This window comes from uncultured Negativicoccus sp. (assembly GCF_902480485.1).
Taxonomy (GTDB): domain Bacteria; phylum Bacillota; class Negativicutes; order Veillonellales; family Negativicoccaceae; genus Negativicoccus; species Negativicoccus succinicivorans.
The window spans coordinates 1-5,520 of record NZ_CABSTC010000069.1; the positions used below are offsets into that span (position 1 = coordinate 1).

General features: G+C 52.0%; 6 protein-coding genes and 1 riboswitch. Of the genes, 1 reads left to right on the plus strand and 5 read right to left on the minus strand.

All coding sequences use genetic code 11. The features are described 5' to 3' along the window. Together RDN69_RS05660 and RDN69_RS05665 are read right to left on the minus strand one after the other, a co-directional pair. Positions 1-512 (minus strand): ABC transporter permease (locus tag RDN69_RS05660; protein WP_288218353.1); only part of this gene is annotated, 512 nt, incomplete at its 3' end. Next, positions 509-1,642, minus strand: a complete 1,134-nt coding sequence (locus RDN69_RS05665) for an ABC transporter ATP-binding protein (protein ID WP_273259459.1) — start codon at positions 1,640-1,642, stop codon at positions 509-511. The genes RDN69_RS05660 and RDN69_RS05665, both read right to left, overlap by 4 nt. 189 nt (positions 1,643-1,831) lie before the next feature. Then, positions 1,832-1,931, plus strand: a riboswitch (TPP riboswitch). Between the two features lie 31 nt (positions 1,932-1,962). Between RDN69_RS05665 and thiT the strand changes: the two genes are divergently transcribed. Then, the gene (thiT, locus tag RDN69_RS05670; protein WP_273259460.1) at positions 1,963-2,484 is read left to right on the plus strand and encodes an energy-coupled thiamine transporter ThiT; all 522 of its coding nucleotides are present in this window, start codon (positions 1,963-1,965) and stop codon (positions 2,482-2,484) included. Between the two features lie 212 nt (positions 2,485-2,696). On the opposite strand, the gene dcuC is transcribed toward thiT, so the two are convergent. The 3 genes from dcuC to RDN69_RS05685 all read right to left on the minus strand — a co-directional run. Next, positions 2,697-4,079, minus strand: coding sequence for a C4-dicarboxylate transporter DcuC (gene dcuC / locus RDN69_RS05675; RefSeq protein ID WP_024048703.1), 1,383 nt, complete (start codon positions 4,077-4,079; stop codon positions 2,697-2,699). Positions 4,080-4,287: 208 nt separating this feature from the next. Further along, entirely contained in the window at positions 4,288-4,632 is a 345-nt protein-coding gene (locus RDN69_RS05680) for a helix-turn-helix transcriptional regulator (protein WP_024048702.1), read from the minus strand. Between the two features lie 347 nt (positions 4,633-4,979). Beyond that, positions 4,980-5,520 (minus strand): dicarboxylate/amino acid:cation symporter (locus tag RDN69_RS05685; RefSeq protein WP_288218354.1); only part of this gene is annotated, 541 nt, incomplete at its 5' end.

Consider the following 5,520-nt stretch of genomic DNA (forward strand, 5'->3'; position numbering starts at 1 on the left):
CCGGCGAAGACAAGATCGCCCAAGCCGCCCGCGCCGATAAACGCCGCGATCGTCATCAGGCCGACTGCGGTGACCGAACTGATGCGCACGCCCGCCATGATGACCGGCAAAGCCTGCGGCAATTCGACTTTGCGCAATACCTGCCAGCGCGAAAGACCGATGCCGATCGCCGCTTCACGCATCTGCGGACTAATTTGCGAAATGCCCGTATACGTATTTTTAATAATCGGTAACAGTGAGTATAAAATAACGACGATAATCGCCGGCAGACGACCGATCCCGAAGAACGGAATCGCGAAGCCCAACAGCGCCATGCTCGGGATCGCCTGCATGATATTCGCCGACTGTAATACCGGCGACTGCAGGTTGCGCCGGTACGAGATCAAAATCCCGAGCGGCACGCCCACTAGGACCGAGATCGCGACCGCGATGGCGGTTAGTTCGATATGTTCCCATAAGAGGGAGAGAATGTAGGACCAGTTGGAGGTGACATAGGAAATAAAACCGTTCACGCCTGCACCTCCTCATCTTCGATATACTGCCGGGAAAGCGTCGTGACAAGACTCGACTGCGTAATCAGACCGAGCAGCGAATGTTTTTCGTCGACGACCGGAATATAATAGAGATTATGCGCGTTGATTTTCGTCAAGGTGTCGACCAGCGTATCCGAGGGCGCTACCGTTTCCAAGTGCGTTTCCATCACGTCGGCAACCGGCGTCTGCAGGTCATCCAAGGCGCGCAACTTCTGCGCGAAGACCGAGCCCAGCAGCTCGCGCGTGCGCAGATTGATGACCAAAAGGCCATTGACGTGCGCCCGACGCATGCGCTCCAGCGCGCGGAACGCGGTCAGATCCGGCCCGCAGGTATGCGCGCTGGTGACCATGATGTCTTCCGCGCGGATCAGTTCCGGCGAATTCCAGATTCTGTTTTTACCAATGAAATCGGCGACGAACTGATTGGCCGGATTTTTCAAAATATTTTCCGGCGTGTCATACTGCGCGATCACGCCTTTGTCGATAATGCAAATGCGATCGCCCAAACGGATCGCTTCGTCCATATCATGCGTGACGAACACGATCGTTTTATGCAATTTGTTTTGCAACGAGCTGACTTCGTCCTGCAGCGCCGTGCGCGTGAGCGGATCCAACGCGGAAAAAGGCTCGTCCATTAAAATAATATTCGGATCGCAGGCAAACGCGCGGGCGACGCCGATACGTTGCTGCTGACCGCCGGACAGTTCCGACGGATACCGATGCAGAAAATGTTCCGCGTCCAAGCCCACCATATCCAACAGGTGTGCCGTGCGCTCTTTGATCTGCTCGACCGGCATTTTCAGCGCGCGCGGAATGACTTCGATGTTTTCGGCAATCGTCATATGCGGGAACAGTCCCGTTTGCTGAATGACGTAGCCGATGTTGCGCCGCAATGCGAGCACATCTTTTTTCGCGATATTTTCGCCGTCAATACGAATTTCTCCCGATGACGGCTGAATGAGCCGGTTAATCATTTTCAACAGCGTCGTCTTACCGCTGCCGGATTCACCGATCAGGCAAACCGTTTCCCCCGCGGGAATGGTGAGAGTGACATCGCGCAATACTTCGGTTTCTTTGTAACGTTTCGTAATATGGTCAAATTCAATCAATACGACCACTTCCTTTCGTAGCTGACAATCGTCAAATAAGCATGTAAATTGGTCCGAAGTATGCATAAATACATACAAAGTATAATAATATTATAACATTTTTTGAGATTTCATGCGAATTGGCGTCGCGGCAACCGCTTACGGCGCGTGTTTTCTTTGACAAGTGCGGGCCCGCTCGGTATACTGATTTTAATGGTGCGGGGGAACTGCGTGCGCGGTTGAGAGGACGAGGTCCGACCCTTTGAACCTGTGGGTTAAGACCTGCGTAGGGAGCACACCCGTCTGAGCGGCGGGCGTTGCCGCGAGGAAGGGAGAGAAAAATGAAATTATCGACACGTGTATTAACGGAAAGCGGTCTTTGTATCGCGCTGAGTTTGCTCTTGGGGATGATCGTCTTTTGGCGCATGCCGCAGGGCGGATCGATTCATGCGGCGCACATGGTACCGCTTTTATTGTTGGCGTTGCGTCGCGGACCGAAAGTCGGCATGATGGGCGGCTTGACGTACGGCATTTTACACTTCCTCTTGGGGGCCAAATATTCGCTGCATCCGCTGAGCATAATTTTAGATTACCTGCTTGCTTACGCCGCGCTTGGTCTGGCGGGCTACGCGAAAGAGTATAATCGCGCCAGCGCGTTGGTTTGGTCGGCGTTGGCGATGTTCGGTCGCTATGTGATGACCGTGCTGTCCGGCGCGATCGTGTTCGGATCGTATGCGCCGGCGGGCATGAACCCATGGTGGTACTCGATCACGTATAACGCGACGGTGATTCCTCCGGACGCGATCATCAACCTGGTAGTGTTGGCGCTGATTTACGCGCCGATCATGCGCATTCAACGATGAGAAAAAGCAAAAATACGCGCGTATGCGCGTATTTTTTTGTGGCGTGATTCCATATAGGAGCGAGTGAAAAACGAAGCGAGACAAGCGATTTAAGTTCATTTGACCGGCTTGCATGAAGCAAATGAAGCGGCGGGAACTTGACCTTTGCGTTTTATCTCGGGTAACCATATTTTGAGCAATAAAAAAGCACCGCGATAGCGGTGCTTTTAGTTTTAGAACAACAAGAAGTTCGCGAGCACGAGTGTGATACAAGAACCGATCATCGGGATCGCGGTACGTTTGACGAGATCGAACGACGAAATGTTCGCCATGCCGCTGACGACGATGATAACGGCCGTAATCGGCGAAATCGCGCGGGCGGAGCTGGCGATGAAGTGCATCGGCAAAATCATCGTTACCGCGGCAATACCGCTCTTGGCGGCGATATCCGGAACGAGGTTGGCGAACGCGAAGAACGGAGCGTTACCCGAACCCATAACGACGGAACATACGCCGATGATGATGATCATGACGAGCGAAAGAGCGATCGCGCCGAAACCGCTGTTTTGCGTCCCGGAGATCAACGCATCAATCGTGCCGCTGACCATGAGGCCGCGGGCGAACGTTTCACCGGCGACGATCAACGTGACGACGTTGGCCATCTGACGACCCATGCCGTCAAAGAAAATCTGCAATTCTTCGGCCACCTGCTTGCCGTTGCGGGTGCGGATATATTGCGCCAGCATACCGACGGCGGTACCGATAAGCATCGCCTTGATGATGTCCATCTTAATGTCGGGAATCAGCAACGGGCTGAAGACCAAAATCAAAGCCAAAGGAACGATCGGCAACAATGCGTAAATAAGCGGCGGATGCGCATTGTCCAAGTTCACGTTATCGGTCGATACTTCGACATCTTCTTTACGCATCGGTTGCACTACGTGACCGTCGCGTTTATCCATGTATTTCTGGGTAAAATAATGCAAAATCGCGACCACCGGGAAGACGCAGAGGGCTACCGGTACCTGGTAATCATGCCAGTACATTACCGGATCGATACCGGAGAGTTCCGCCGCCAAAATCGTACCGGTGTCACTTGGACTCCAGTCGAGGCAAAGCGTGGTTGCGATCGCGGCCGCGGCCGAAAGACGGCTGACGCCGAGCGCTACCAAGATCGGGAACATGGTTACCATCAAGAGCATCGCCAAACCCGACGCGCTGTTAATAGCCAGACCTAATACCATACCGAGCGCCCAGCAGGCGGATAAAACGAGGTACGGCGATTTTAAGCGCAAGAGCGGCTGGATCGTCAAGTTGACGAGCGCGCGGCTCGCGCCGATGTGGTCCATGTAGCGGGCGAAACCGGCGACGGCCATAATGTTCAAGCCGAGTTTAGCGGCGCGCGAGGAAAGCACCGTACGAATAAATTCAAAGAGATCGAAAAGCAAAGAACCGGTGCTGCCTTTGCCGGCCGGGAAGATTTCTCCATACCCTGCAATGACGGACACGAACATCAGGAACATGCCGCCGATGAATAAAATGGTCTGCGGTTTATAGCGCTTCACAATGAAGTAGGCTACCCAGACGGTCACCAAAATTGCCAATAAAATGTTCACAACATCACCCCTCTACAACCCTTACTAAGCTCATATTTACAAAGCTTATATATTGGTATCATTATAGCATGATAAAGAGCCAAATCGGCTATAAAATTTTTGGGATAGGGGAGTATTTATTGCTATTTACGCATATGGATTTGCATAGCGATCGAAATTTGAGAATATCCGCCAAATACGCACAAAAAAACCGCCGGAAGGCGGTTTTTTATTCGAAATCGCAAACTTGCGCGTCCTCTTTACAATATTTAATCTGCTGACATATACATTTGTCTTTCTCGCGGAAAAGTTGCGGCAAGAAGCGCAACAACTCTTCAAAACGTTCTTCGTTGATCGAATAGCGCGTCCATAAACCTTCGCGACGGGATTTGACGACGCCCGCTTCGACAAGAATTTTCATGTGGTAGCTCAGCGTCGACTGCGAGAGCGAAAAACTCTGCAAAATATCGCAGGCGGATAATTCGCAACAGGAAAGCATGTCGACAATGCGCAGACGAGTTTCGTCGCTCAATGCTTTGAAAATATCGGCGTAAGTTTTGTAAGTGAGTTCCATGTCAAAATTCCTTTCCGTGTCGGTCGCGGGGATGATCTGCAGCGACGCGTTCCGCGCATGCGTGCGCAAGTCGGCGCAACCGATGCGGCAGATCTTTCCGGCGCTTGCGATTCGCTTCACGAGTTTCGGTCCGAAGCGTTTACGGGAGCGCATTGCCTTTGTTCGGCACTTCACTGGTAAAAATCGCAAATTCCAAGCGCATGATTTTATATTGAAAATATTCTTTATAATACTTTACCCGATTTTGACGGTGTTGTCAAAATTTTCGATATAGCATCGAATTGGTTTATTTTTTTGCAATCAAAAGGAGAGCCCGCGGGCTCTCCTTTGAAAAAGGGGGAGATTATTTATAACGCGACGACTTCTTCGTTGACGCGCGCTTCGCGTTCCATTTTTTCCTGCGCGATATTTTTTCCTTCCCACTGATTGACAATGGCGGCGCAGGTCATATCGCCTGTGACGTTCAAGCAGGTGCGGATCATATCCAAAATACGATCGACGCCGGCGACAAGCGCGATGCCTTCCAACGGCAAACCGGTGGTTTGCAAAACCAGCATGAGCATGATCATGCCGGCGCCCGGAACGCCCGCGGTACCGATGGAAGCAAGGGTCGCTGTCAAAATAATCATCAATTGGTGGCCGATATCGAGGTTGATGCCATACACCTGCGCGATGAAGATTGCGCAAACGCCCTGATAAATCGCCGTGCCGTCCATGTTGATGGTCGCGCCCAACGGCAATACGAAACTGGTGATGGATTTATCGATGTTCAAATTTTCTTCGCAGCACTGCATAGACACCGGTAATGTGCCCGAGGAACTCGAAGTGGTAAAGGCCACCGCCATGGCCGGGAAAACGGCGCGGAAAAATGTCAGCGGGTTCAATTTA